24 protein-coding genes and 2 pseudogenes are annotated in these 23975 nt (G+C 71.0%); 10 read left to right on the top strand and 16 right to left on the bottom strand.

What is annotated here, in order from left to right; translation table 11 throughout:
- Window positions 1-92 precede the first annotated feature (92 nt).
- From folP to ACFYOV_RS07420, 5 genes are all read left to right on the top strand, one after another.
- The gene (folP, locus tag ACFYOV_RS07440) at window positions 93-1007 is read left to right on the top strand and encodes a dihydropteroate synthase (RefSeq protein ID WP_389083903.1); all 915 of its coding nucleotides are present in this window, start codon (window positions 93-95) and stop codon (window positions 1005-1007) included.
- Entirely contained in the window at window positions 1004-1507 is a 504-nt protein-coding gene (locus ACFYOV_RS07435) for a nuclear transport factor 2 family protein (RefSeq protein ID WP_389083900.1), read from the top strand. Before folP ends, ACFYOV_RS07435 begins: the two co-directional genes overlap by 4 nt.
- Window positions 1508-1764: 257 nt before the next feature.
- Entirely contained in the window at window positions 1765-2124 is a 360-nt protein-coding gene (gene folB, locus ACFYOV_RS07430) for a dihydroneopterin aldolase (protein WP_389083898.1), read from the top strand.
- Window positions 2121-2732, top strand: coding sequence for a 2-amino-4-hydroxy-6-hydroxymethyldihydropteridine diphosphokinase (gene folK / locus ACFYOV_RS07425; RefSeq protein WP_389083895.1), 612 nt, complete (start codon window positions 2121-2123; stop codon window positions 2730-2732). Before folB ends, folK begins: the two co-directional genes overlap by 4 nt.
- A 55-nt stretch (window positions 2733-2787) precedes the next feature.
- Complete coding sequence (locus tag ACFYOV_RS07420) at window positions 2788-3276, top strand: DUF3180 domain-containing protein (RefSeq protein ID WP_389083893.1); 489 nt, start codon at window positions 2788-2790, stop codon at window positions 3274-3276.
- A gap of 9 nt (window positions 3277-3285) precedes the next feature.
- Here the strand turns inward: ACFYOV_RS07420 and folE are convergent, their stop codons facing one another.
- The 6 genes from folE to dacB form a co-directional block, all read right to left on the bottom strand.
- On the bottom strand, window positions 3286-3891 hold the full coding sequence (gene folE / locus ACFYOV_RS07415; protein WP_389083890.1) for a GTP cyclohydrolase I FolE: 606 nt from the start codon (window positions 3889-3891) through the stop codon (window positions 3286-3288).
- Between the two features lie 143 nt (window positions 3892-4034).
- Entirely contained in the window at window positions 4035-6089 is a 2055-nt protein-coding gene (gene ftsH / locus ACFYOV_RS07410) for an ATP-dependent zinc metalloprotease FtsH (RefSeq protein WP_389084130.1), read from the bottom strand.
- A 187-nt stretch (window positions 6090-6276) separates the two neighbouring features.
- Complete coding sequence (gene hpt, locus ACFYOV_RS07405; protein ID WP_389084128.1) at window positions 6277-6837, bottom strand: hypoxanthine phosphoribosyltransferase; 561 nt, start codon at window positions 6835-6837, stop codon at window positions 6277-6279.
- A 61-nt stretch (window positions 6838-6898) separates the two neighbouring features.
- Window positions 6899-7948: a tRNA lysidine(34) synthetase TilS gene (gene tilS, locus ACFYOV_RS07400; RefSeq protein WP_389083889.1), complete on the bottom strand. Its 1050-nt coding sequence runs from the start codon at window positions 7946-7948 to the stop codon at window positions 6899-6901.
- Window positions 7949-8140: 192 nt separating this feature from the next.
- Window positions 8141-9274 (bottom strand): zinc-dependent metalloprotease, encoded by a 1134-nt coding sequence (locus ACFYOV_RS07395; RefSeq protein ID WP_389083886.1) that lies wholly within the window; start codon window positions 9272-9274, stop codon window positions 8141-8143.
- Window positions 9275-9332: 58 nt separating this feature from the next.
- On the bottom strand, window positions 9333-10961 hold the full coding sequence (gene dacB, locus ACFYOV_RS07390; protein WP_389083884.1) for a D-alanyl-D-alanine carboxypeptidase/D-alanyl-D-alanine-endopeptidase: 1629 nt from the start codon (window positions 10959-10961) through the stop codon (window positions 9333-9335).
- Between the two features lie 79 nt (window positions 10962-11040).
- Between dacB and ACFYOV_RS07385 the strand changes: the two genes are divergently transcribed.
- Together ACFYOV_RS07385 and ACFYOV_RS07380 are read left to right on the top strand one after the other, a co-directional pair.
- Window positions 11041-11532 carry an inorganic diphosphatase gene (locus tag ACFYOV_RS07385; RefSeq protein WP_030236029.1) on the top strand — a complete coding sequence of 164 codons (492 nt, stop codon included), beginning with the start codon at window positions 11041-11043 and terminating at the stop codon, window positions 11530-11532.
- Window positions 11533-11659: 127 nt separating this feature from the next.
- Window positions 11660-13357: a threonine/serine exporter ThrE family protein gene (locus ACFYOV_RS07380; RefSeq protein WP_389083881.1), complete on the top strand. Its 1698-nt coding sequence runs from the start codon at window positions 11660-11662 to the stop codon at window positions 13355-13357.
- Window positions 13358-13389: 32 nt separating this feature from the next.
- Here the strand turns inward: ACFYOV_RS07380 and ACFYOV_RS07375 are convergent, their stop codons facing one another.
- Window positions 13390-14274, bottom strand: a complete 885-nt coding sequence (locus tag ACFYOV_RS07375) for a DedA family protein (protein WP_389083879.1) — start codon at window positions 14272-14274, stop codon at window positions 13390-13392.
- A gap of 133 nt (window positions 14275-14407) precedes the next feature.
- On the opposite strand from ACFYOV_RS07375, the gene ACFYOV_RS07370 reads away from it, so the two are divergent.
- Entirely contained in the window at window positions 14408-14773 is a 366-nt protein-coding gene (locus ACFYOV_RS07370; RefSeq protein ID WP_389083876.1) for a YbjQ family protein, read from the top strand.
- 15 nt (window positions 14774-14788) lie between these two features.
- Here the strand turns inward: ACFYOV_RS07370 and ACFYOV_RS07365 are convergent, their stop codons facing one another.
- On the bottom strand, window positions 14789-15550 hold the full coding sequence (locus ACFYOV_RS07365) for a MerR family transcriptional regulator (protein WP_389083873.1): 762 nt from the start codon (window positions 15548-15550) through the stop codon (window positions 14789-14791).
- Between the two features lie 192 nt (window positions 15551-15742).
- Between ACFYOV_RS07365 and ACFYOV_RS07360 the strand changes: the two genes are divergently transcribed.
- Window positions 15743-17152, top strand: a complete 1410-nt coding sequence (locus ACFYOV_RS07360; RefSeq protein ID WP_389083871.1) for a glutamate decarboxylase — start codon at window positions 15743-15745, stop codon at window positions 17150-17152.
- A gap of 19 nt (window positions 17153-17171) precedes the next feature.
- On the opposite strand, the gene ACFYOV_RS07355 is transcribed toward ACFYOV_RS07360, so the two are convergent.
- The 3 genes and pseudogenes from ACFYOV_RS07355 to ACFYOV_RS07345 all read right to left on the bottom strand — a co-directional run bounded on the left by ACFYOV_RS07355 (window position 17172) and on the right by ACFYOV_RS07345 (window position 18484).
- On the bottom strand, window positions 17172-17393 hold the full coding sequence (locus ACFYOV_RS07355) for a DUF397 domain-containing protein (RefSeq protein ID WP_389083868.1): 222 nt from the start codon (window positions 17391-17393) through the stop codon (window positions 17172-17174).
- Window positions 17394-17475: 82 nt separating this feature from the next.
- Window positions 17476-17697 (bottom strand): DUF397 domain-containing protein, encoded by a 222-nt coding sequence (locus tag ACFYOV_RS07350; protein WP_389083866.1) that lies wholly within the window; start codon window positions 17695-17697, stop codon window positions 17476-17478.
- Window positions 17690-18484, bottom strand: a pseudogene (locus tag ACFYOV_RS07345) (Scr1 family TA system antitoxin-like transcriptional regulator). Before ACFYOV_RS07345 ends, ACFYOV_RS07350 begins: the two are co-directional and overlap by 8 nt.
- A 445-nt stretch (window positions 18485-18929) precedes the next feature.
- Here ACFYOV_RS07345 and ACFYOV_RS07340 point away from each other — a divergent pair.
- A complete protein-coding gene (locus tag ACFYOV_RS07340; protein ID WP_389083863.1) occupies window positions 18930-19256 on the top strand; it encodes a hypothetical protein in 327 nt (108 codons plus the stop codon).
- Window positions 19257-19320: 64 nt separating this feature from the next.
- Here ACFYOV_RS07340 and ACFYOV_RS07335 read toward each other — a convergent pair whose 3' ends face one another.
- The 5 genes and pseudogenes from ACFYOV_RS07335 to ACFYOV_RS07315 all read right to left on the bottom strand — a co-directional run bounded on the left by ACFYOV_RS07335 (window position 19321) and on the right by ACFYOV_RS07315 (window position 23946).
- The gene (locus tag ACFYOV_RS07335; protein ID WP_389084125.1) at window positions 19321-20046 is read right to left on the bottom strand and encodes an ABC transporter permease; all 726 of its coding nucleotides are present in this window, start codon (window positions 20044-20046) and stop codon (window positions 19321-19323) included.
- A 35-nt stretch (window positions 20047-20081) separates the two neighbouring features.
- Window positions 20082-21059, bottom strand: a complete 978-nt coding sequence (locus ACFYOV_RS07330; RefSeq protein ID WP_389083861.1) for an ATP-binding cassette domain-containing protein — start codon at window positions 21057-21059, stop codon at window positions 20082-20084.
- Window positions 21060-21133: 74 nt separating this feature from the next.
- Window positions 21134-21775: a PadR family transcriptional regulator gene (locus ACFYOV_RS07325; RefSeq protein ID WP_389083858.1), complete on the bottom strand. Its 642-nt coding sequence runs from the start codon at window positions 21773-21775 to the stop codon at window positions 21134-21136.
- 29 nt (window positions 21776-21804) lie between these two features.
- Window positions 21805-22350, bottom strand: a pseudogene (locus tag ACFYOV_RS07320) (DinB family protein); the annotation flags it as partial.
- 135 nt (window positions 22351-22485) lie between these two features.
- Entirely contained in the window at window positions 22486-23946 is a 1461-nt protein-coding gene (locus ACFYOV_RS07315) for an aldehyde dehydrogenase family protein (RefSeq protein WP_389083856.1), read from the bottom strand.
- Window positions 23947-23975: the final 29 nt, after the last annotated feature.

The following is a 23975-nucleotide window of genomic DNA, read 5'->3' as shown; positions in this document are numbered from 1 at the left end:
CGCTCCGGGCTCCCGCCCGGACCGCCGTACCTCCGGGCGTCGCACCCGGGCCGCCGCGCTCCCCGCCCGCCCCCTGGGCCTACGCTGAACATATGAGCAACCACAGCGGACGCCTCCACGTCGCGGGCCTTCCTCACTGGGACCGCTGCGCGGTCATGGGAGTCGTGAACGTCACCCCCGACTCCTTCTCCGACGGCGGCCGCTGGTTCGACACGACCACCGCCGTCAAGCACGGCCTGGACCTGGTCGCCCAGGGCGCCGACCTGATCGACGTCGGCGGCGAGTCGACCCGCCCCGGAGCCACCCGAGTCGACCAGGCCGAGGAACTCAGGCGGGTCATCCCCGTCGTGCGCGGACTCGCGTCCGAGGGCGTCACCGTCTCCGTCGACACCATGCGCGCCTCCGTCGCCGAGCAGTCCCTCGCGGCCGGCGCCGCCCTCGTCAACGACGTCAGCGGCGGCCAGGCCGACCCGGCCATGATCCGCGTCGTCGCCGCCGCGGGCGCCCCCTTCGTCGTCATGCACTGGCGCGGCTTCCTGGAGGGCGGCAACGTCAGGGGCGTGTACCAGGACGTCGTCACCGAGGTCGTCGACGAGCTGCACGCGCGCGTGGAGGCCGTGCTGGAGGGAGGCATCGCCGCCGACCGCGTGATCGTCGATCCCGGCCTCGGCTTCTCCAAGGACGCCGACCACGACCTCGCCCTCCTCGCCCGCCTGGACCGCGTGCTGGGCCTCGGGCACCCGGTACTCGTCGCCGCCTCCCGCAAGCGCTTCCTCGGCCGTGTCCTGGCCGGCCCGGGGGCCGCGCCCCCGCCCGCCCGCGAACGCGACGCGGCCACCGCCGCCGTCTCCGCCCTCGCCGCCGGGGCCGGCGCGTGGGCGGTCCGCGTGCACGAGGTGCGCGCGACCGCGGACGCCGTACGGGTCGCCCACGCCATAGAGCGGGCGCGCACGCCGGACGGCACGCCCCCCGACCACGACGCGAACGGCGCAGAAGGAGCCCGGTGAGCGCACCCCACACCGACGTCGAGCAGGTCGAAGCCGCCAACACCGCCTTCTACGAGGCACTCGAACGCGGCGACTTCGAGGAGGTCGCGTCGCTCTGGCTGGCCCCGGCCGACCTGGGCGTCGACGAGACCTACCACGACCCGGCCGACACCGGCGTGGTCTCCTGCGTACACCCCGGCTGGCCGGTGCTCACCGGACGCGGGGAGGTGCTGCGGTCGTACGCCCTGATCATGGCGAACACCGACTACATCCAGTTCTTCCTCACCGACGTGCACGTCTCGGTGACCGGCGACACCGCCGTCGTCACCTGCAGCGAGAACATCCTCAGCGGCGGCCCGGCCCCCGAGGCCGGCGAGGAACTCGGCCCGCTGGTCGGCCAGCTGGTGGTCGCGACCAACGTGTTCCGGCGCACCTCCGCCGGCTGGAAGCTCTGGTCGCACCACGCCTCCCCGGTCCTCGCCGAGAACGACGAGGAGGAAGGCGACGACACCCCCGCGTGAGGGGGTAGGCGTTCCACAGGACCAACCGGACCAATGCCTGGTTCGCATCGGCACGGCGCGGGTAGGGGCGGCTACCGACCCGTGAGACCTCGGACGCGCCGGGGGAAACACACGGTGAAACCTCCAGGCACCCGGCCCGCCCCGCACCCCGGGCACCCGGCCCCGTCGGTGCCCACAGGTAGATTCGACGTCAGGCCGGTGTGCCGCCCGCACGCGGCACCGCCCGGCCGCAACCGACGACTGCAGGAGTGATTCGCGTGGATCGTGTCGCGCTGCGTGGCCTCAGGGCCCGCGGGCACCACGGTGTGTTCCCCAAGGAACGCGAGGAGGGCCAGACCTTCGTCGTGGACCTCGTCCTCGGCCTGGACACCCGTCCGGCCGCGGCCGACGACGACCTGGCGAAGACCGTGCACTACGGGATCGTCGCGGAGGAGGTCGTGGCCGCCGTCGAGGGCGAGCCCGTCGACCTCATCGAGACGCTCGCCGAGCGCATCGCCCAGGTCTGTCTGAAGCACGAGGGGGTCCAGGAGGCCGAGGTCTGCGTCCACAAGCCGGACGCGCCGATCACCGTGCCCTTCGACGACGTGACCGTCACCATCACCCGGAGCCGCGTATGACCAGGCCGACCACCAAGGGCCACAGCGACCCGACCGTCCAGCCCGTCCCGACCTCCGTGGTCGAACAGGTCGACGCGGCCGACACCACCCTGCACGACCCCAAGCGGGCCGTGATCTCGCTCGGCGCCAACCTCGGCAACCGCCTGGAGACCCTCCAGAGCGCCATCGACGCCCTGGAGGACACGCCGGGCGTGCGGGTGAAGGCCGTCTCACCCGTGTACGAGACGGAGCCGTGGGGCGTCGAGCCCGGCAGCCAGCCGTCGTACTTCAACGCCGTCGTGGTCCTCAAGACCACCCTGCCGCCCTCCTCCCTGCTGGAGCGGGCGCACGCGGTCGAGGACGCCTTCCACCGCGTACGGGACGAGCGCTGGGGCGCCCGCACGCTGGACGTCGACATCGTCGCCTACGCGGACGTCCTCTCCGACGATCCGCGGCTCACCCTCCCCCACCCCCGCGCCCACGAACGCGCCTTCGTCCTCGCCCCCTGGCTCGACATCGACCCGGAGGCGCAGCTGCCCGGCCGCGGCCCGGTCGGCGGCCTGCTCGACGCGGTGACCCGCAAGGGCGTCACGCCCCGCACCGACCTGGAACTTCGGCTGCCCGAATAGCCGTTAAGGTCAAGACGACCGCATTCCGGGGCACCGGGGACTTCGAAGGGACACCGTGAGAGAGCTGCGCATCAGGATGCTGGCCGGCGTGTTCGTCGTCGCCGGGATCCTGTCCTGGGCGGGCGCCCGCCTGTGGAACTCCCTCGGGACCCTCCCGAGCGTCCCCGTGGCCGCGCCCGTCGTCCTCGCCCTGATCGCCGTGGTGCTCACGGCCACGGCGCTCTCGATCCGTTCCCGCCTGAAGGCCCAGCGCGAACGCCGGCCCGAGGCGAAGGGCGTCGACCCCCTGATGGCGGCCCGCGCGGTCGTCTTCGGCCAGGCCAGCGCCCTGGTCGCCGCCCTCGTCGCCGGCATGTACGGCGGCACGGGCGTCTTCCTCCTGGAGTCCCTGGACATCCCCGCCCGCCGCGACCAGGCCATCTACGCCGCCTTCTCGGTCCTGGCGGGCATCGGCGTCATAGCGGCGGCCATCTTCCTGGAGCGCGTCTGCAAACTCCCGGAGGACGACGAGAACAACGGCACGGGCGCGGCCCCGGCAGCGTGAGGCGGGTCGTCAGCGCGCCATGATGAGGCTCATCGCCTCGTTGCGCGTCGCCGCGTCCCGCAGCTGTCCGCGCACGGCCGACGTGAGGGTCTTCGCGCCGGGCTTGCGGATCCCCCGCATGGACATGCACATGTGCTCGCACTCCACGACCACGATCACTCCGCGCGGCTCGAGGATCTCCATCAGGGAGTCGGCGATCTGCGTGGTGAGGCGCTCCTGCACCTGCGGGCGCCGGGCGTAGACGTCCACGAGCCGGGCCAGCTTGGACAGCCCCGTGATCTTTCCGCTGGTCGCCGGAATGTAACCCACGTGCGCCACGCCCCTGAACGGCACCAGATGATGCTCGCAGGTGCTGTACACCTCGATGTCCTTCACGAGGACCATCTCGTCGTGCCCGATGTCGAAGGTCGTCGTCAGCACCTCCTCGGGCTGCTGCCACAGCCCCGCGAATATCTCCTTGTACGCCCGCGCCACCCGCCCCGGTGTCTCGCGCAGGCCCTCCCGGTCGGGGTCCTCGCCGACCGCGATCAGCAGTTCGCGTACGGCGTTCTCGGCCCGCTTCTCGTCGAACTCGCCGATCGGGGCCTCGCCGTCCAGCGTCACGGGGTCGGTCATGTGGTGCCTCGTTCCTGTGCCGTCGTGCGTGAGGGGCACGCGCCTTTTCACTGCGGATACCGGAAATGCCGCGTCCCCCAGGCTAGAACCAGGGGGACGCGGCATCCATTCCGGGCCCGGTGGGGCCGCCGGGAGGGCTCGGGTCAGCTCTCGGGGCGGTCCTCCGGGGTGCGCTCGGGCGCCGGGGCGGGGTCCGCCGCGGTGCTCGCCGCCGTCGTGCTCTTCGCCGTCGTGATTGCCGGCGTCGCGCCGTTCGCCCCGTTCGTCAGGGCCAGCTCCTTGGGGGAGAGGACCGGTGGGCGGGTGGACGGCGTGCGGCGCGAGGAGCCGGTCCAGGCGGGCCTGGGCGGGCGCTTGACGATCGGCGCGAAGACCTCGGCGATCTCCTCCTTGCCCAGGGTCTCCTTCTCGAGGAGGGCCAGGACCAGGTTGTCGAGGACGTCGCGGTTCTCGACCAGGATCTCCCACGCCTCGTTGTGCGCGGTCTCGATGAGCTTCTTGACCTCTTCGTCGACGAGCGCGGCGACCTCTTCCGAGTAGTCGCGCTGGTGCGCCATCTCCCGGCCGAGGAATGGCTCGGTGTTGTCGCCGCCGAACTTGATCGCGCCGAGACGCTCGGTCATGCCGTACTGGGTGACCATCGCGCGGGCCAGGTTGGTGGCCTTCTCGATGTCGTTGGCCGCACCGGTCGTCGGGTCGTGGAAGACCAGTTCCTCGGCCGCGCGACCGCCCAGCATGTAGGCGAGCTGGTCCAGCATCTCGTTGCGCGTGGTCGAGTACTTGTCCTCGTCCGGCAGGACCATCGTGTAGCCGAGGGCGCGCCCGCGGGACAGGATGGTGATCTTGTGGACGGGGTCGGAGTTCGGCGAGGCCGCCGCGACCAGGGCGTGACCGCCCTCGTGGTACGCGGTGATCTTCTTCTCCTTGTCCGACATGATCCGGGTCCGCTTCTGCGGGCCCGCGACCACGCGGTCGATCGCCTCGTCCAGCATCTTGTTGTCGATCAGCTTCTGGTCGCTGCGGGCCGTCAGGAGCGCGGCCTCGTTCAGGACGTTGGCCAGATCGGCACCGGTCATGCCGGGGGTGCGACGGGCGACGGCCGACAGGTCGACGTCCGGGGCGACCGGCTTGCCCTTCTGGTGGACCTTGAGGATCTCCAGGCGGCCCTGCATGTCCGGGCGGTCGACGGCGATCTGACGGTCGAAGCGGCCGGGGCGCAGGAGCGCCGGGTCGAGGATGTCGGGGCGGTTCGTCGCGGCGATGAGGATGACGCCGCCCTTGACGTCGAAGCCGTCCATCTCGACGAGGAGCTGGTTCAGGGTCTGCTCGCGCTCGTCGTGACCGCCGCCGAGGCCGGCGCCGCGGTGGCGGCCGACCGCGTCGATCTCGTCGACGAAGACGATCGCGGGGGCGTTGGCCTTGGCCTGCTCGAACAGGTCACGGACCCGGGAGGCACCGACACCGACGAACATCTCGACGAAGTCGGAACCGGAGATCGAGTAGAACGGGACGCCGGCCTCGCCCGCGACGGCACGCGCGAGCAGGGTCTTGCCGGTGCCGGGCGGGCCGTAGAGCAGCACGCCCTTGGGGATCTTCGCCCCGACCGCCTGGAACTTCGCCGGCTCCTGGAGGAACTCCTTGATCTCGTGGAGCTCCTCGACGGCCTCGTCGGAGCCCGCGACGTCGGCGAAGGTCGTCTTCGGCGTGTCCTTGGTGATGAGCTTCGCCTTGGACTTGCCGAAGTTCATGACGCGGGAGCCGCCGCCCTGCATCTGGTTCATCAGGAACAGGAAGACGACCACGATGAGGACGAAGGGCAGCAGGGACAGCAGAATGCTGACGAAGGCGTTCTGCTTGGACGGCGAAACCGTGTAGCCGTCCGGGATCTGCTTGTTCTGGAACTTGTCCTGCAGCGTGCTGGCGATGGTGACGCCCTGGTCACCGATGTAGCTCGCCTGGATCTTCGAGCTGCCCTCGACCTTCTGGCCGTCCTTGAGCTGGACCTTGATGATCTGCTCGTCGCCGGTGGTCAGCTTGGCCTGCTCGACCTTGTTCTCGTTGATCGCCTGGACGACCTGGCCCGTGTCCACCGTCTTGTAGCCGCCGGACGAGCCGACGACCTGCATCAACACGACCACGGCAAGGACGGCCAGCACGATCCACATGACCGGCCCACGGAAGTATCGCTTCACGTCCATCCATACGGAGCGGTGCCGCCCCGTCCCTCCTGCCATAGTGAGTTTGATAAAGGCTGTTCTTCGGACGGTACCCCAGCATTGTCCCCCGAAGCTGCGTGGGACAGCCGGCAAACGCGTCCACGCATGCTCCAACGGAGCGGAGCCCGCCCGGGTTCCCGATCACCGCACGGCGGGCGGGCCCGGGGACTCAGCCGCCGTAGACGTGGGGCGCGAGCGTACCGACGAACGGGAGGTTGCGGTACTTCTCGGCGTAGTCGAGGCCGTAGCCGACGACGAACTCGTTGGGGATGTCGAATCCGACCCATTCCACGTCGATGGCGACCTTGGCGGCCTCGGGCTTGCGCAGCAGCGTGCACACCTTGAGGGAGGCGGGCTCGCGCGAGCCGAGGTTGGAGATCAGCCAGGACAGGGTCAGGCCGGAGTCGATGATGTCCTCGACGACGAGGACATGCTTGCCCTTGATGTCGGTGTCGAGGTCCTTGAGGATCCGCACCACACCGGAGGACTGGGTGCCCGCCCCGTACGAGGATACGGCCATCCAGTCCATGGTGACGGGGGTGGACAGCGCCCGGGCGAGGTCGGCCATGACCATCACCGCGCCCTTGAGCACACCGACGATCAACAGGTCCTTGCCCGCGTACTCCGCGTCGATCTTCGCCGCGAGCTCCACCAGCTTCGCGTCGATCTCTTCCTTGGTGATGAGCACCTTCTCGAGGTCGGCACCCATGTCTTTCGCGTCCACCCGCATCACTTTCGGTCGTCCCACCGGCTGTCCCCGTACCGTTCACGGCCCTGCCGGGGGTACGGATTCAGCCTTGCCGAATCACCAGTCTGCCACCCTGCCGCCGGGCGACGACTTTGCCGGGGAGATTGATGGCCCCCTGGCCGCGCCAGCCGGTGATCAAACGGTCGACTTCCTCGATGTGGCGGGCGAACAGCGAACCGGCCGGGGCACCGGCCTCGATGGCGGCGCGGCGCAGCACGCGCCGGCGCACGGCGGGCGGCAGGGCGTAGAGCCCGGCGCACTCCAGGCGGCCGTCGGCGTCGCGGACGCCGGCCTCGGCACGGGAGGCCCAGGCGTCGAGGGCGTCGGCGTCGTCGCGGGAGAGCTGGGCGGTGCGGGCGAGGGCCTCGACGACGCCCTTGCCGAGGGCCTTCTCCAGGGCGGGCAGGCCCTCGTGGCGCAGGCGGGAGCGGGTGTAGGCCGGATCGGTGTTGTGCGGGTCGTCCCAGACGGGGAGGGACTGGACCATGCAGGCCCTGCGGACGGTCTGCCGGTCGAGCCGGAGGAAGGGGCGCCGGTAACGGCCGCCGGCCCCCGAGACCGCGGCCATTCCGGACAGGGAGCGGATGCCGGAGCCGCGCGCGAGGCCCAGCAGGACGGTTTCGGCCTGGTCGTCGCGGGTGTGGCCGAGCAGGACGGCGGCGGCGCCGTGCCGTTCGGCGGCGGCGTCGAGGGCGGCGTAGCGGGCGGTGCGGGCGGCGGCCTCGGGCCCGCCCTCGCGGCCGACGGTGACGGCGACGGACTCGACCGGGTCGAGGCCCAGCTCGCGCATGCGCAGGGCGACCTCGGCGGCGCGCAGGTCGGAGCCGTCCTGGAGGCCGTGATCGACGGTGACGCCACCGGCGCGGACGCCGAGGCGGGGGGCTTCGAAGGCGAGGGCGGAGGCGAGCGCCATGGAGTCGGCGCCGCCGGAGCAGGCCACGAGCACGAGCGGGGACGGCGGTCGCTCGGGGAAGGTCTCGGCGGGCGTCCGGCCGGGTGCGGCGGGCCGGTCGTTCAGCAGTTCGTTGAGGATGTCGTGGAGGACGCGGCGGACCGCCAGGCGTATCGCCGCGACCGCAGGATGGGGACCCATGTCCGGTTCCCTTCATGAAGGTTCGGGGGTGAGGCCGAGGGTCGGTCACTCAGCGTGTGTAGATGGTGACAGAACCGGGCCGTTCCCCGAGCATTGCACGCCTACGCATGGCTCACGGTCCCTCGGACGGGTGATTGGAGCGGCGTCCGCCTGCCGTCGGCCGGTTCCGTTCCACGATCGCTCCCCTCGTGCTCACGCCTCCGGTTTGCGGTGCACCCGCGTGACCCAGTCCGCCGGTCGGGCGATCTCGGCCTTGGTGGGGAGCGTGTTGGGCGAGGTCCACACGCGGTTGAAGCCGTCCATGCCGACCTCCTCGACCACGGCGCGCACGAAGCGTTCACCGTCGCGGTACTGGCGGAGCTTGGCGTCCAGGCCGAGGAGTTTGCGCAGGGCGAGGTCCAGACGGGAGGCGCCCTTGGCGCGGCGCTGCTGGAACTTCTCGCGGATCTCGGCGACGCTCGGCACGACGTCGGGGCCTACTCCGTCCATGACGAAGTCGGCGTGGCCCTCGAGCAGGGACATCACGGCGGTGAGCCGGCCGAGGATCTCGCGCTGGGCGGGGGTCTGGACGATCTCGACGAGGGAGCGTCCGCCGTCGTCCTCCTCGCCCTCGGGGCGGCCCCCGACGAGGGACTGGGCGGCCTCGCGGAGGCGTTCGAGAACGGTCATGGGGTCGACGTCGGTCTCGCCCAGGAATGACTGGATCTCACCCTCCAGGTGGTCCCGCAGCCAGGGCACGGCGGTGAACTGGGTGCGGTGGGTCTCCTCGTGCAGGCACACCCAGAGGCGGAAGTCGTGGGGCTCGACGTCGAGTTCGCGTTCGACGTGGACGATGTTGGGGGCGACGAGCAGCAGCCGGCCGCCGCCGTCCTCACCGGCCGGGAGGTCGCGCGTGGCGGGGGCGAAGGTCTCGTACTGGCCGAGGACGCGGGAGGCCAGGAAGGACAGCAGCACGCCGAGTTCGACGCCGGTGACCTTGCCGCCGACGGCGCCGAGGACCGCGTTGCCGGGGCCGTTGCCGCGCCGCTGCTGCATCTTGTCGAGCAGCGGTTTGAGGATCTCGCGGAATCCGGCGACGTTGGCGCGGACCCAGCCGGGACGGTCGACGACCAGGACGGGGGTGTCGTGGGTCTCCTCGGTGCCCAGACGGGTGAAGCCCCGTACGTGTTTCTCCGAGGACTTCGCGTGCCGGCGCAGTTCCGCGACCACGGCCCGGGCCTCCTCGCGGCTCACGTCGGGGCCCGGCCGCATGAGCCGGGTCGCGGTCGCCACCGCGAGATTCCAGTCGACCATCCCGGAAGAAGCAGCACCACCGATGCTCGTCATGCGTCAACCGTACGTGAGTGCCCGGCGTTGAGGCAGGGCGGCGATGTGGCGGGGGCCGTCACCGGCAGCCGCAGGAGGCCAGCGCCGTCGCCGCCTTGTCCAGGGTGGACTGGGCGGCCGTCGCATCGGTGGTGTCCGTCGTCAGGAAGGCGAAGGTCAGCAGGCGGCCCTCGGTGTCGACGACCGTGCCGGCCAGGGCGTTCACACCGGTCAGGGTGCCGGTCTTGGCGCGGACGACGCCCGCGGAGGCGTGGGTGGAGCGGCCGGTGAGGGTGCCGGTGAAGCCGGCGACGGGCAGGCCGGTGAGGACGGGGCGCAGGCCGGGGTGGGCGGGGTCGGCTGCCTTGACGAGCAGGGCGGTGAGGAGGTCGGCGCTCAGCCGGTCGCCGCGGTCCAGGCCGCTGCCGTCCTCGAAGCGGGCTCCCTCGACCGGGACGCCGAGCCGCTTCAACCGCCCGGTGATCGCCTTGCCGGCGCCGTCGAAGTCGGCCCGCTCGCCTGAGGCGATGGCGGTGTGGCGGGCGAGGGCCTCGGCGATGTCGTTGTCGCTGTGCGTCAGCATCCGCTCGACCAGGGTGGACAGCGGCGGGGAGGAGACCGTGGCGAGGGTGTCCGCGCGGGTGGTGGACTTGGACGGGCCGGGCGGCGTGGCCTTGACGCCGTGGTCCTCGAGGAACGCGCCGAACCGGCGGGCCGCCTCGGCCGCCGGGTCGGCGGCGCGGGGCGCGGGGCCGCTGACGGAGTCGTCGGTGCGGGCCGCGTCGGCCATCAGGGGACTGACCTCGGCGAGGTTCGGGTTGTCCCCGATGGGGTGCCTGGTGGGCCCGGTGTACAGGGTGGTGTCGTACGACAGGGTCACCTCGCGCACCCCGCGCTTCGCCAGGGCCGCGGCGGTCCGCTCGGCGAGGTCGCGCAGGCTCGCCCAGCCCGCCTCCGCCTCCTTGGCGCGGGCGGTGAGCGTGGGGTCGCCGCCGCCGACCAGGACCACCTCGCCGGTGTCGGGCTCGAAGGCGGCACGGGTGGTGAGGCGGTGGTCCGGGCCCAGCGCGGAGAGCGCGGCGACCGCGGTGGCGATCTTCGTGGTGGAGGCGGGGGTCAGCGCGTCGGCGCCGCCGGTGCCGTACAGCCGGGTGCCGGTGGCCACGTCGACCACCGCGGCGGAGCGGCGGCCGAGCGCCGGGTCCTTCAGCAGCGGGCCGAGCAGGGCCTTGAGGACCTTCGCGTCCGGGGCCCGCCGGACCGTGCTGCTGCCGCCGAGCCCGGTGAGCACGGAGGCGGCGCTGGGCGCGATCCGGGGCGGGCGGGGCGGTGTGCCGGCGTTTCCCCGCGCACCGCCGTGATCTGTGCCACGCGCGGCCTCCAGGGTCACGGCACGGTCCCGCTCGGCCTTACGCTGACCGGTGGAGTCCCAGGGACCGGCGGCGGTCACCACACCGGCGGCCAGCGCCAGCCCGGCGGTGGCGGCACCGGCGGTGAACTGCCAGGTCTTCGGCCGCGCCCCCCGCGGGACCCGCGGTGACCCGGTTCCAGCGGGCCGCGCGATCCGCGGCCGGGCGGCCGGGGCGAGGCGCGCCAGACGGGGCCGTAGGGTCTCCGCGGCTCGTGCGAGACGCGGTCGTACGGCGTCCGCGACCCGCACGACGTGCGGTCTCGCGGTCCGCCAAGGCCTCAGCTCTGGCACGACCACCAGCCCCTTTCGCGATCACACACCTGCGTGAGGGACACTTAACCACCAGAACTATGTGCTGATCATGGAGGAGCCACCGGTGGAGTTCGACGTCACGATCGAGATCCCGAAGGGTTCGCGCAACAAGTACGAGGTGGACCACGAGACGGGTCGGATCCGTCTGGACCGTCGACTCTTCACCTCGACCAGCTACCCGGCCGACTACGGCTTCGTCGAGAACACCCTCGGCGAGGACGGCGACCCGCTGGACGCCCTGGTCATCCTGGACGAGCCGACCTTCCCCGGCTGTCTGATCCAGTGCCGCGCCATCGGCATGTTCCGCATGACGGACGAGGCCGGCGGCGACGACAAGCTGCTGTGCGTCCCGGCGCACGACCCGCGCGTGGAGCACCTGCGGGACATCCACCACGTGTCGGAGTTCGACCGCCTGGAGATCCAGCACTTCTTCGAGGTCTACAAGGACCTGGAGCCGGGCAAGTCGGTCGAGGGCGCCAACTGGGTGGGCCGCACGGACGCGGAGGCCGAGATCGAGCGGTCCTACAAGCGCTTCGAGGAGCAGGGCGGTCACTGATCCCCCGCCGCGCACGTCGTACGACGGGCCGCACGCAGACGCGTGCGGCCCGTCGTGCTGTGCGTGCGCATACTGAGGCCCTGCGGGGCAGGCTTACGGACGGTGTCGTGGAGGGAGCGCTGGACAGGTGACGGACGCGGAGGACCGCAAGCCGCAGTCGGACGAGGCGAGGAGTGTCTTCACCCCTCCCGCCGGTCTCGCGGGGACCGCGGAGCCCGAGTCGTCGCAGACGTCGGAGTTCGCCGTCCCGAAGGGGCTGGCCGTGCCGAGGACCGGTACGGAGTCGGAGACCACCTCGGAGTTCGCGCTGCCGACGGGGCTGGACGTCCAGCCGCCGCAGTCGGCCGAGGCGGAGGGGTCGGCGTTCACCCCGCCCAGCACCTGCACCGCCAGGCAGGGCTTCCCGGCGTTCACCCCGCCGGACGGGATTCCGGTCGTCAGCCTGACCAAGGACGTGCCCTGGCAGGACCGGATGCGCACGATGCTGCGCATGCCGGTGACCGAGCGGCCGGCTCCCGAGCCGGTGCAGCGGCACGACGAGGCGGGCCCGGCCGTGCCGCGTGTGCTGGACCTGACGCTGCGTATCGGGGAGCTGTTGCTGGCGGGCGGTGAGGGTGCCGAGGACGTGGAGGCGGCGATGTTCGCCGTGTGCCGCTCCTACGGCCTGGACCGCTGCGAGCCGAACGTCACCTTCACCCTGCTGTCGATCTCCTACCAGCCCTCCCTGGTGGACGACCCGGTGAGCGCGTCGCGCACGGTGCGCCGCCGGGGCACCGACTACACCCGGCTGTCGGCGGTGTACCGGCTGGTGGACGACCTCAGCGACGACGAGACGCAGGTGTCCCTGGAGGAGGCGTACCGCAGGCTGGCGGAGATCCGCCGCAACCGGCACCCGTACCCCGGCTGGGTGCTGACCGGGGCGAGCGGACTGCTCGCGGGGGCGGCCTCGGTGCTGGTGGGCGGCGGCTTCCTGGTGTTCGTGGCCGCCGCGGTCGGCGCGATGCTCGGCGACCGGCTGGCGTGGTTGTGCGCGGGGCGCGGGCTGCCGGAGTTCTACCAGTTCACGGTGGCCGCGATGCCGCCGGCCGCGATAGGGGTCGCGCTGACGCTGGCGGACGTGGACGTGAAGGCGTCCGCGGTGATCACCGGCGGGCTGTTCGCGCTGCTGCCCGGGCGGGCGCTGGTGGCGGGCGTGCAGGACGGTCTGACCGGTTTCTACATCACCGCCTCGGCGCGGCTGCTGGAGGTCCTGTACTTCTTCGTGGGCATCGTGGCCGGGGTGCTGGTGGTGCTGTACTTCGGCGTGCAGCTGGGCGCGGAGCTGAACCCGGACGCGGCGCTCGGCCTCACCGAGCGTCCGCTGTGGCAGATCGGCGCGTCGATGCTGCTGTCGCTGACCTTCGCGGTGCTGCTCCAGCAGGAGCGGCACACCGTGCTGATGGTGACGCTCAACGGCGGGGTCGCCTGGGTGGTGTACGGCGCGATGCACTACGCGGGCGGCATCTCGCCGGTCGCCTCGACGGCGGTGGCGGCCGGTGTGGTGGGCCTGTTCGGGCAGTTGCTGTCCCGGTACCGGTTCGCGTCGGCGCTGCCCTACACCACGGCGGCGATCGGGCCTCTGCTGCCGGGTTCGGCGACGTACTTCGGTCTGCTGGCGATCGCCCAGAACGAGGTGGACGCGGGGCTGGTGCATCTCACGCAGGCGGTGGCGATGGCCATGGCCATCGCCATCGGGGTGAATCTCGGGTCGGAGATCTCCCGGATGTTCCTGCGGATCGGCTCGGCGGAGAAGCGCAGGGCCGCCAAGCGGACGCGGGGGTTCTAGGCCCTGGTCCCCCGCGCCCTTCGGTGCCGGCGTCAGTAGCCGCGGTTGTACGGCTGCTGCTGGTCGTGGTAACCGCTCTGGTCGTGGCCGTACGGCTGCCGGGGGTGCCCCTGAGGGCCGTACGGCTGCTGGGGGTGCCCCTGGGTGCCGTAGGGCGGCTGGGGCTGCTGGGCCTGCTGGTAGGGCGGCTGCTGGGTCGGGGTGATGCGGCGCAGCTGGGTCGTCGCGTCGTCCATGAGGGGCGGCTGGGGGTGCTGGGCGTGCTGCGGGACCGCCGGGGGCTGCTGGGCGGCGGCGCGCTTCTTCTTGCCGCGCTCGCGCAGGTACTCGACGAGGATCGGGACCACGGAGACGAAGACGATCAGGATGAGGATCGCCTCGACGTTCTTCTTGATGAAGTCGATCTGGCCCAGCCAATAGCCCGCGACGGTGACACCCGTGCCCCAGGCGATGCCGCCGATGACGTTGTACGTGAGGAACGTGCGGTACTTCATGGTGCCGGCGCCGGCCACGATCGGGGCGAAGGTGCGCACGATCGGGACGAAGCGGGCCAGGACGATCGCCTTGGGGCCGTACTTCTCCATGAATTCGTGGGCCTTGTCCAGGTTCTCCTGTTTGAAGAGCCGGGAGTTGGGCCGGTTGAACAGGCGCGGGCCGAGGAACTTGCCGATCGTGTAGCCCACCTGGTCGCCGATGACGGCGGCCAGCACGATCAGCGTGCACACCAGCCACAGCGGCTGGCTGATGTAGTTGCCCTCGGCCACGAACAGCCCCGCCGTGAACAGCAGGGAGTCACCGGGCAGGAACGCGAAGAGTCCGGACTCGGCGAAGACGATCAGCAGGATGCCGGGAAGGCTGAAGGTCTCGATCAGGTAGTCCGGGCTCAGCCACTCGGGGCCGAGCGCAAGCATGGTCACGGGGATGTGGCTCCTGCTGCTTGGGGGCGGGGGCTGGGCTGGCTGCCCAAAATATCAACGCAGCCGTCATGGCCCAGGTTCCATGGGGGTACCCAGGATGCACTGCGGCCCGCCCCGGACAAAGCTGTGAGCCATGGGCATCGAAGAATACGGCGGCGGACAGGGGCCTCGGGCCGACGTTCTGGTGGTCACCACGAACGACGTCCCCGGGTATAGCGTGCAGGAGGTCATCGGTGAGGTCTTCGGGCTGACCGTGCGGTCCCGGCACCTTGGCAGCCAGATCGGCGCGGGCCTGAAGTCGATGGTCGGCGGCGAGCTGAAAGGGCTGACCAAGACGCTGGTGCAGACCCGCAACCAGGCCATGGAGCGGCTCGTGGAACAGGCACGCGCGCGGGGAGCCAACGCGGTGCTGGCGTTCCGCTTCGATGTGACGGACGCGGCGGACGTGGGCACCGAGGTGTGCGCGTACGGCACGGCGGTGGTCCTGGCCCGGGAGTGACCCCGGGCCAGGCGGTCATGCGGTGTGCCGGGCGGCGTTGGCGACGATCGCGTCGCGCATGTAGGCGGCGAGACCGGGCTTCGCCTTGTCGATGTTTCGCGTGAAACGTTCGTCGTCGACGTACATCTCGCCCAGGCAGGCGTGCATCTCGTGTCCGCAGTCGTAGTGGTGGCGGGAGATGCCCCGGCGGTGCTCCTCGGCGGCGTCCATCGCCGCCTCGGAGTCCGCCGGCTCACCGGCCTCCATCAGGGCGACGAAGCGCCGGGTGAGCTCGTCGGCCTCGCGCTGGATCCGCTGCCAGTCCTCCTTGGTGTAGGAGGCCGCCCGCTGCTGCGACTGGCGGTAGGCGTCGGTGTCGCCCCAGCGTTCCCGGACCTCCTCCTCGTACTGGTCGGGGTCGAAGTCCCCGAAGACCTCGAACTTCTCCTCCGGCGTGAGATGAATCCCCATCGTGCGTGCCTCCATGGCGTGCTCCACGGCCGCCGCCATCTTCTGGAGCTTCTCGATCCGGTCGGTCAGCAGTTCGTGCTGGCGGCGCAGATGCGCTCGCGGGTCCGCGGCCGGGTCGTCCAGCAGGGCGGCGACCTCCTCGAGCGGGAAGCCGAGCTCCCGGTAGAACAGGATCTGCTGCAGCCGGTCGAGGTCGGCGTCGCTGTAGCGCCGGTGCCCCGCGTGGCTGCGCTCGCTCGGCACGAGCAGGCCGATGTCGTCGTAGTGGTGCAGCGTGCGCACCGTGACCCCGGCGAATCCGGCGACCTGTCCCACGGAGTAGCTCACTTCCGCTCCCTTCTCGGTACGCACTCCACCCTGAGCCCTCACGCGGCGTGAGGTGCAAGCCCGTTTCCGGGTGCATGGGCGCGGCATCATCCGGGGGCGTTTTCGTCCACCTTCGACCCGGTTTGCGCGCTTATGCTCGCCGTGCTGTCCGTGGTCCCTCCCGTCTCCGCACCGAGATCCGAAAGGCATGCCATGCCGCTCCACGAAGGCCCGCAGCACGACGAGCGCCCCATGTCGGTCAACCCCTTCCTGGGCGCCGCCAACCCGGTCGGCGACATGACCGAGGCCCCGCCCAGGCACCGGCTGCCCGGCAGCCCGATGGCCCCCTCGACGGCGTATCAGATCGTCCACGACGAGTTGATGCTGGACGGCAACGCGCGGCTGAACCTGGCCACCTTCGTCACCACCTGGATGGAGCCGCAGGCCGGTGTCCTGATGGCGGAGTGCCGGGACAAGAACATGATCGACAAGGACGAGTACCCGCGCACCGCCGAGCTGGAGCGGCGTTGCGTGGCGATGCTGGCCGACCTGTGGCACGCGCCCGATCCCGCGACGGCCGTGGGCTGTTCGACGACCGGGTCGAGCGAGGCGTGCATGCTCGCCGGGATGGCGCTCAAGCGGCGCTGGGCCCGGCGCAATCCCGGCCGCTACCCCTCGCGCGAGGTCCGGCCGAACCTGGTCATGGGGGTCAACGTCCAGGTGTGCTGGGAGAAGTTCTGCACCTTCTGGGAGGTGGAGGCCCGTCAGGTGCCCATGGAGGGCGAGCGGTTCCACCTGGATCCGCAGGCGGCGGCCGAGCTGTGCGACGAGAACACCATCGGGGTCGTCGGTGTCCTGGGCTCCACCTTCGACGGGTCGTACGAGCCGGTCGCCGAGCTATGCGCGGCACTGGACGCGCTCCAGGAGCGGACGGGGCTGGACATCCCGGTGCACGTGGACGCGGCGTCCGGCGGGATGATCGCGCCGTTCCTGGACGAGGACCTGGTGTGGGACTTCCGCCTGCCGCGCGTGGCGTCGATCAACACCTCGGGGCACAAGTACGGGCTGGTGTACCCGGGCGTCGGCTGGGCCCTGTGGCGGGACGGGGACGCGCTGCCGGAGGAGCTGGTGTTCCGGGTGAACTACCTGGGTGGCGAGATGCCCACGTTCGCGCTGAACTTCTCGCGGCCGGGCGCCCAGGTCGTGGCGCAGTACTACACGTTCCTGCGGCTGGGCCGGGAGGGCTACCGGGCCGTGCAGCAGGCCGCGCGGGACGTGGCGCGGGGGCTCGCCGGCCGGATCGGGGAGCTCGGTGACTTCCGCCTGCTGACCCGGGGCGACCAGCTGCCGGTGTTCGCGTTCACGACCACGCCGGAGGTGACGGCGTACGACGCCTTCGACGTGTCGCGGCGGATGCGCGAGCACGGCTGGCTGGTGCCCGCGTACACCTTCCCGGCCAACCGGCAGGACCTGTCGGTGCTGCGGGTGGTGTGCCGCAACGGCTTCTCGACGGACCTCGCCGACCTGTTCGCCGAGGACCTGGCCCGGCTGCTGCCGGACCTGCGCCGCCAGCCGCGTCCCCTCACCCACGACCGGAACGCGGCCACCGGCTTCCACCACTGACGGCCGCCTTGCCAGGCGGTCAGGCGGGGAAGCCCCCACTTCTGACGGCCATGACGAACACCGACCAGGCGGACGCGGGCACGATCACTGCCGGACCGTGGGGATTCTTCGAGTCGCGTACGGGAACGCCCCGGCGGTCGCCGTCGAGGACTTCGAGGCAGCTGCCGCCTTGGTCGTTGCTGTAGGAGGACTTACGCCATCCCTCCAGCCCCGCCGTGCTCGGTATGACTCGGTCGGTCATGGCGTTCGCAGTCCCTTGCTGTCGCCCTGAGCAGAGCCAGGGAGTCCTTCCGAACCCGGACGCGATCGGAGTCAGCAGGCGGTCAGGAGGGGAAGCCCCCACTCCCGACCGCCGTGACGAACACCGACCAGGCGGACGCGGGCACGATCACTGCCGGACCGTGGGGATTCTTCGAGTCGCGTACGGGAACGCCCGCAGAGTGGCCATCCAGCACTTCGAGGCAGCTGCCACCCTCCGGGCCGCTGTACGACGACTTCCGCCAACCGCTCAGCAGAGCACCATCCGCTATGAGGGAATCAGTCACAACGCCCGTACTCCTTCGCGATCCCCTGCATCATGGCTGCGGATTCCTTGAGCGACAGCGCGTCGCTCAGTGCCAGATCGTAGGCTCCCTCAAGGCGCGTGACCACAGACGGAGAGTCGTGCACCTTGCCCAGCTGGACGCCCTCCGAGTAGGCCAAGGGCGGTTGGTCCTCAAAAGACATCAGCGTAACCAAGCCCTGTAGGAGCTGATACGCACCAACCCCGTAGGGGACCACATGCACCCGTACACGGCGCTGCTCGACCAGCCGAAGCAGATGTGTGATCTGCTCCGCCATGACTTCACGGCCACCCACGACCCGCCGTAAAACCGCCTCGTCCAGCAGCGCCCAGACCACGGGCGTGACCGGATCGTCCAGGACCTTCGCCCGCTCAAGGCGTGTGACAACGAGCCTGTCACGTTCCTCTTCACTCACCGGAGGGAACGACGTGCTCAGCACCGCACGTGCGTACCTTTCCGTCTGCGGGATGCCCGGGACGAACGACAGGGCGAACTCCCGGATCATCACCGCCTGCTGTTCGAGCAGCCGGGCCGCCTCGAAGTAGTCGGCGACCGCTACATCCTCCTGCGGCAGAAACCGGCTCAGCACATTCCCCTAGCCCAGCGCGTTGTCCAGCCGCCGCGCGTCCTCCCGCGACGGCACCCGGCGCCCCGCCTCGATGTGCGCGATGTGCGTGCGAGTCATCACCGCCGCCTCGGCCAGTTGCTGTTGCGTCAGCCCTGCCGCCTCGCGCTGTTCCTTGAGCCAGTCGCCGTAGTTGGTGCCCACGAGGTCAACTCCTCCGTGACAAATGATCTGTCACCTCGAACCCCCTGGCGAGCCTAGTACGGGCCGTTTCACTCTGTACGTCGATCGCTACAGAACGCGACATTGATCATGGAGTCACCCCATGCTCGGAATCATCGCCCGCCTCTTCGAACCCCTGCTATGCCTCGTCGCCCCCGGTACCGGACGACGTCGGCTCGACGCACGGGACGGCTGTGACGGCTCCTCGCCCCCGCCCGCCGAAGGGACCGCCCGCGCGCCAGTTCGGCGCACGCCCCCTCCGCAGCGAGGACCACGACCTCGTACGCCCCTACGTCATCGCGCACGAACGCCGTGCACAGGAGCGACGCCGGCAAGCCGGGCGTCGGTCCCTGCTGATCGCCCCCCAGGGCATCCACCTCCACGTGCCTCCGCACCCGCACCCGACGCACCACCTGGGGCTGACCGCATGACACACCACGCCCTCACCTCCGCCCGCCTCCTGCCCTGGGCCGGCCCCGAAGGCAAGCCCTGCTATCTCCTGACCGACGGCAGCGGTCGCCTCTCCCGCGTCGCCGACACCGTCGAGAGCGTCCAACTCGGCATGGCCGGCGACCTCCTCGCCCACCTCGCCGACATGCTCGACGACGAGCAGGTGACAGCCGTCCAGCTGCGCTACCTCCTCGCCCGCACGAGCGAGGCCCTGACCGACGTGTGCCGCATCGCGGAGAGCAGGGGCGCCCGCCTGCGCGTGGATACCGACGTCACAGCCGGTGCGGCGGCCGCTGGACCGTGATCGCCTCCCGGTCCGGGGCTTCAGCCGTCCTTCCGTCACGCACGGACGGCTGAAGCCCCCGCCCTCACCGGCTCATCCGCGCGAACCTGCGCACCGCGAGCGGGAAGAACACAGCGAGCAGGGCCAGTGGCCAGGCGACGGCGGCCCAGGTGTGACCGGAGGTGCCGGCGGGGCCGAGCAGGTCGCGGGCGGCCGCGGCGGTCTGGGAGATCGGGTTCCACTGGACGGCCGTGCCGAGCCAGTCGGGCATGGACTCGGGCGCGGCGAAGGCGTTGGACAGGAAGCCGAGCGGCCAGACCAGGATCTGCACGGCCTGCACCATCTCGGGCTTCCCGGCGACCAGCGCCAGGTGGATGCCGATCCACAGCATGGCGAAGCGGAGCAGCAGGAGCAGTCCCACGGCGCCCAGCAGTCCGACCGCGCCGCCGTGGGCCCGCCAGCCCAGCGCCGCGGCGACGGCCAGGAGGACCGCCAGGCCGAGCACCGACTGGAGCATGTCGGCGACCGCACGGCCGACCAGGACGGCGCCGTCGGCCATGGGCATCGAACGGAAGCGGTCGATGACGCCCTTGTCGAGGTCCCGGGTGACGGCGATCATCGTGCCCTCCAGGCCGAAGGCCATGGTGAGCGCGAGCATGCCGGGCAGCAGGTAGTCGAGGTAGCTCCCGGACACCCCCCTTCCGCCGCCGACCAGGTAGCCGAACATGAGCAGCAGCATCACCGGGAAGACCAGGCCGACCACCACCCCGACGGGGTTGCGCCGCCAGCGGGCGAGTTCGCGGCGGGTCATGGTCCAGGAGTCGGTCAGTGCGTAGGCGGGGGTGCTCACGCGACCTCCTTCGCTCGCTCGTCGGCTGTGTCGTCGCGGCCGGTCAGACGCAGGAACACCTCGTCGAGCGTGGGCCTGCGCAGGGCGACGTCCTCGGCGTGGATGCCGGCCTCCTCCAGTGCGCGGACGACACCGGCCAGGGCCGCCATGCGGTCGGCGACCGGGGCGCTCAGCAGCCGGCGGTCGGCGTCCACGGTGACCTCGTCCTTCGCCACGGGCAGCAGGGCGACGGCGGCGCCCAGCTGTCCGGCGTCGCGCAGGACGACGTCGATGCGGTCACCGCCGGTGGCCGCCTTGAGCTCGTCCGCCGTGCCGTCGGCGACGACCCGGCCGGCGTCCACGACGGAGATCCGGTCGGCGAGTTGGTCGGCCTCCTCCAGGTACTGGGTGGTGAGCAGCACCGTGGTGCCCCCGCCGACCAGGGAGCGGACCGATGCCCACACCTCGGCGCGGCCGCGGGGGTCGAGGCCGGTGGTCGGTTCGTCCAGGAAGAGCACCTCCGGCTCGGTGATCAGGGAGGCGGCGAGGTCGAGCCGGCGCCGCATGCCTCCGCTGTAGGCGCGGACCGGCTTGGGGCCGGTGTCGGTGAGGTCGAACCGCTCCAGCAGTTCGCCGGCACGCGCGCGTGCCCGCCGTGCGCCCAAGTGGTGCAGGCGGCCGAACAGCTCCAGGTTCTGCCGGCCGCCGAGTTCCTCGTCGAGCGCCGCGTGCTGGCCGAGCAGCCCGATGCGCAGGCGCACGGCGTACGCCTCGCGCACCACGTCGTGCCCCGCGACCTGGATCCGTCCCGCGTCGGGCCGCAGCAGTGTGGCCAGGATCCTGACCAGGGTGGTCTTGCCGGCGCCGTTCGGGCCGAGGACCCCGTGCACGGTGCCGCGGGCGACCGTGAGGTCGAGCCCGTCCAGGGCGGGTCTGCCGTTCTTTCCGCCGTAGGTCTTGCGTGCTTCCTCGACGGTGATCGCCGCGTCGGCCACTGGGACTCCCTACTTAGTCAAACTTGACTACTTGCTCGGAGCCTATGCCCTGGAGTTTGATTGGTCAAACTTGATTAGTACGCATCCTCCGGATGCCGTTGCCCCGTCGCGTACGGGTTCTCCTCGCCCTCGGCCAGGACGCCGACGAACGGCTCCCCCTCCCCGGCGAAGGTGTAGGCGCCGCCCTCGACGCGCTCGATCAGGCCCCGGGTCCACGCGGCCTCGCCGTCGGCCACGTGGACCCACATGTTCATGATCTCGCCGATGTGGCCGAGCTGCCCGGGGCCGTCCTCGGGTACGTAGTGCTCCGTGACGGCGTCCCGCCACTCGGCCAGCCCGCGCAGCCGTTGCCGGAGCAGTTCCAGCACCTCGGCGCGTTCCAGGTCGACCATGAAGCCGATCGCCGCGGAGAGCACGTCGACGCTGCGCTCGCGTGCCACGAGCGCCTCCCGCAGCAGGCGGAAGTACTCCTCGGTCCCCCGCGCGGTGACCTCGTACTCGGTGCGCGGCGGGCCGCCGGCCGTGGACGGGGCGATCTCGTGCGCGTGCAGCAGTCCCTGCTTCGCCATCTGTTTCAGGGCGTGGTAGATCGAGCCCGGCTTGGCGTTGGACCACTCGTGCGCGCCCCAGTACTCCAGGTCGTTGCGCACCTGGTACCCGTGGGCCCGCCCGTGCTGGCGCACGGCGCCCAGCACGAGGAGACGGATCGCTGACATGGGCCCAGCGTAGGGCCCCGGGGGCTCAGCCCCAGGAGCCCCCCCTGCTCCATCGCCACCAGTTCGAAGGCCGTCTTGCCGTCCAGGGACTCGCGGATGATGTCGGCGTGTCCGGCGTGCCGCGCCGTCTCGCGGATCAGGTGCAGACACAGCCAGCGCATGGACACACGCCCCTCCGGCGGGAACCAGGGCTGGTCCGGCAGGGCGAAGGTGTCGTCGAGACCGGGAACCGAGCGGATGAACGCCTCCGTCTCGGCGGCGACCTTCTCCCAGTACGCCAACTGGGACCGGAGCGTCTCTTCACCGGTCAGCCGGAAGGTCTCCTGCCACGTGGACCCGTCCCGCGGCACGGCCGGCTCCTCGCCCCTGGCCCGCGCGACCCAGCCCTGCTCCACCTCGGCGACATGCTTGACCAGCCCGGCGAGGCTGAGCTCGCTCACGCTGGGCCTGCTCGACGCCTGCTCCTCAGTGAGACCCAGCACCGCACGCCGGATGCCGCCGCGCTGCTCCTCCAGGAAGGCCAGCAGCGCCCCCCGCTCGTCGCCCTGCTCCTCCGCGGGAACGTGAGTGACCATGACCGCCGCCTTTCGCCGAAGCCGTTTCGAGGGCTCTTCGCCCTGACAACGGTCACGCTATGGGTCATCGAGGACAAATACTGTCCTCAATGACCCGGCGTGGGAGGGAAACTCGGGAGCGGTCCCGCAACAGCCCTAGAAGGGGAAGCCGCTCCGGCCGTGCTGGACCGAGATCCACTTCACCGTGGTGAACGCGTCCAGCATGGTGTCGCCGTTGAGGCGGCCGACGCCCGAGTGCTTCTCGCCGCCGAAGGGCACGATCGGCTCGTCGTGCACGGTGCCGTCGTTCACGTGGAACATGCCGGTGTCGATCTGCTTGGCGAAGTGCACACCGCGCTCGACGTCCCCGGTGTGCACGGCGCCGCTCAGGCCGTACGGCGTGTCGTTGACGATGCGGACCGCCTCCTCCTCGCCGTCGAACGGCACGAGGAAGACGACGGGGCCGAAGACCTCCTGCCGCAGCAGCTCTGAGTCCGCGGGGACGTCGGTGAGCACGGACGGCTCGACCAGGTTGGCGGTGCGGGTGCCGTGCACCAACGCGGTCGCGCCCTCGGCGATCGCCTGGTCGACGACGCCGGAGACGGAGTCCGCCTGCTGGGAGTTGATCACCGGGCCGATCACCGTGGCGGGGTCGCGCGGGTCGCCCACCTGGAGGGACTTCACCTTGGCGACGAACTTCCCGGTGAACTCGTCGGCGACCGAGCGGTCCACCAGGACGCGGTTGGCGGCCATGCAGACCTGGCCCTGGTGGACGTACCGGCTGAAGACGGCCGCGTCGACGGCGTAGTCGATGTCGGCGTCGTCGAGCACCACCAGGGCGCTGTTGCCGCCCAGTTCCAGGATCGAGCGCTTGAAGTGGGCCGCGCAGACCGTGGCGACGTGGCGGCCGACCTTGTCGGAGCCGGTGAAGGAGATGAGCTTGGGGACCGGGTGCTCGATGAAGGCGTCGCCTATCTCCGCGATGTCGGTGATCACGACGTTCAGCAGACCGCCGGGCAGGCCCGCGTCCTCGAAGATCTTCGCGACCAGGGAGCCGCCGACGATCGGGGTGTTCTGGTGCGGCTTGAGGACCACGCCGTTGCCGAGCGCGAGCGCGGGGGCGACCGACTTCAGCGACAGCAGGAAGGGGAAGTTGAAGGGACTGATCACGCCGACGACACCGACGGGCACGCGGTAGACGCGGTTCTCCTTGCCGTCCACCGGCGAGGGGATGATGCGGCCCTCGGGACGCAGCGCCAGGTGGACCGCCTCGCGCAGGAACTCCTTGGCGAGGTGGAGTTCGAACGCGGCCTTGAGGCGGGTGCCGCCGAGCTCGGCGACGATCGCCTCGGATATCTCGTCCTCGCGCTCCTCGACCAGTCGGAGCGCCTTCTCGAAGACCGCGCGGCGGGCGTACGGATTGGTCGCCGCCCACTCCTTCTGGGCGCGGGCGGCGGCCCGGTACGCCTGATCGACCTCGTCGACGGTGGCTATGGTGATCGACGCGAGCTTCTCGTCGTCGTACGGGTTGAAGTCGATGATGTCCCAGGACCCGGTGCCCGGGCGCCACTCACCGTCGATGTACTGCTGAGCCAGGTCGGTGAAGTACGACGACATGTGATCCCTCAATCCCTTGCTGCCGAAGC

The sequence above is a fragment of the Streptomyces sp. NPDC005931 genome (assembly GCF_042871235.1).
Classification (GTDB): domain Bacteria; phylum Actinomycetota; class Actinomycetes; order Streptomycetales; family Streptomycetaceae; genus Streptomyces.
Note: the sequence above shows the minus strand (reverse complement) of the source record. Positions and strands in the feature narration are given on the sequence as shown.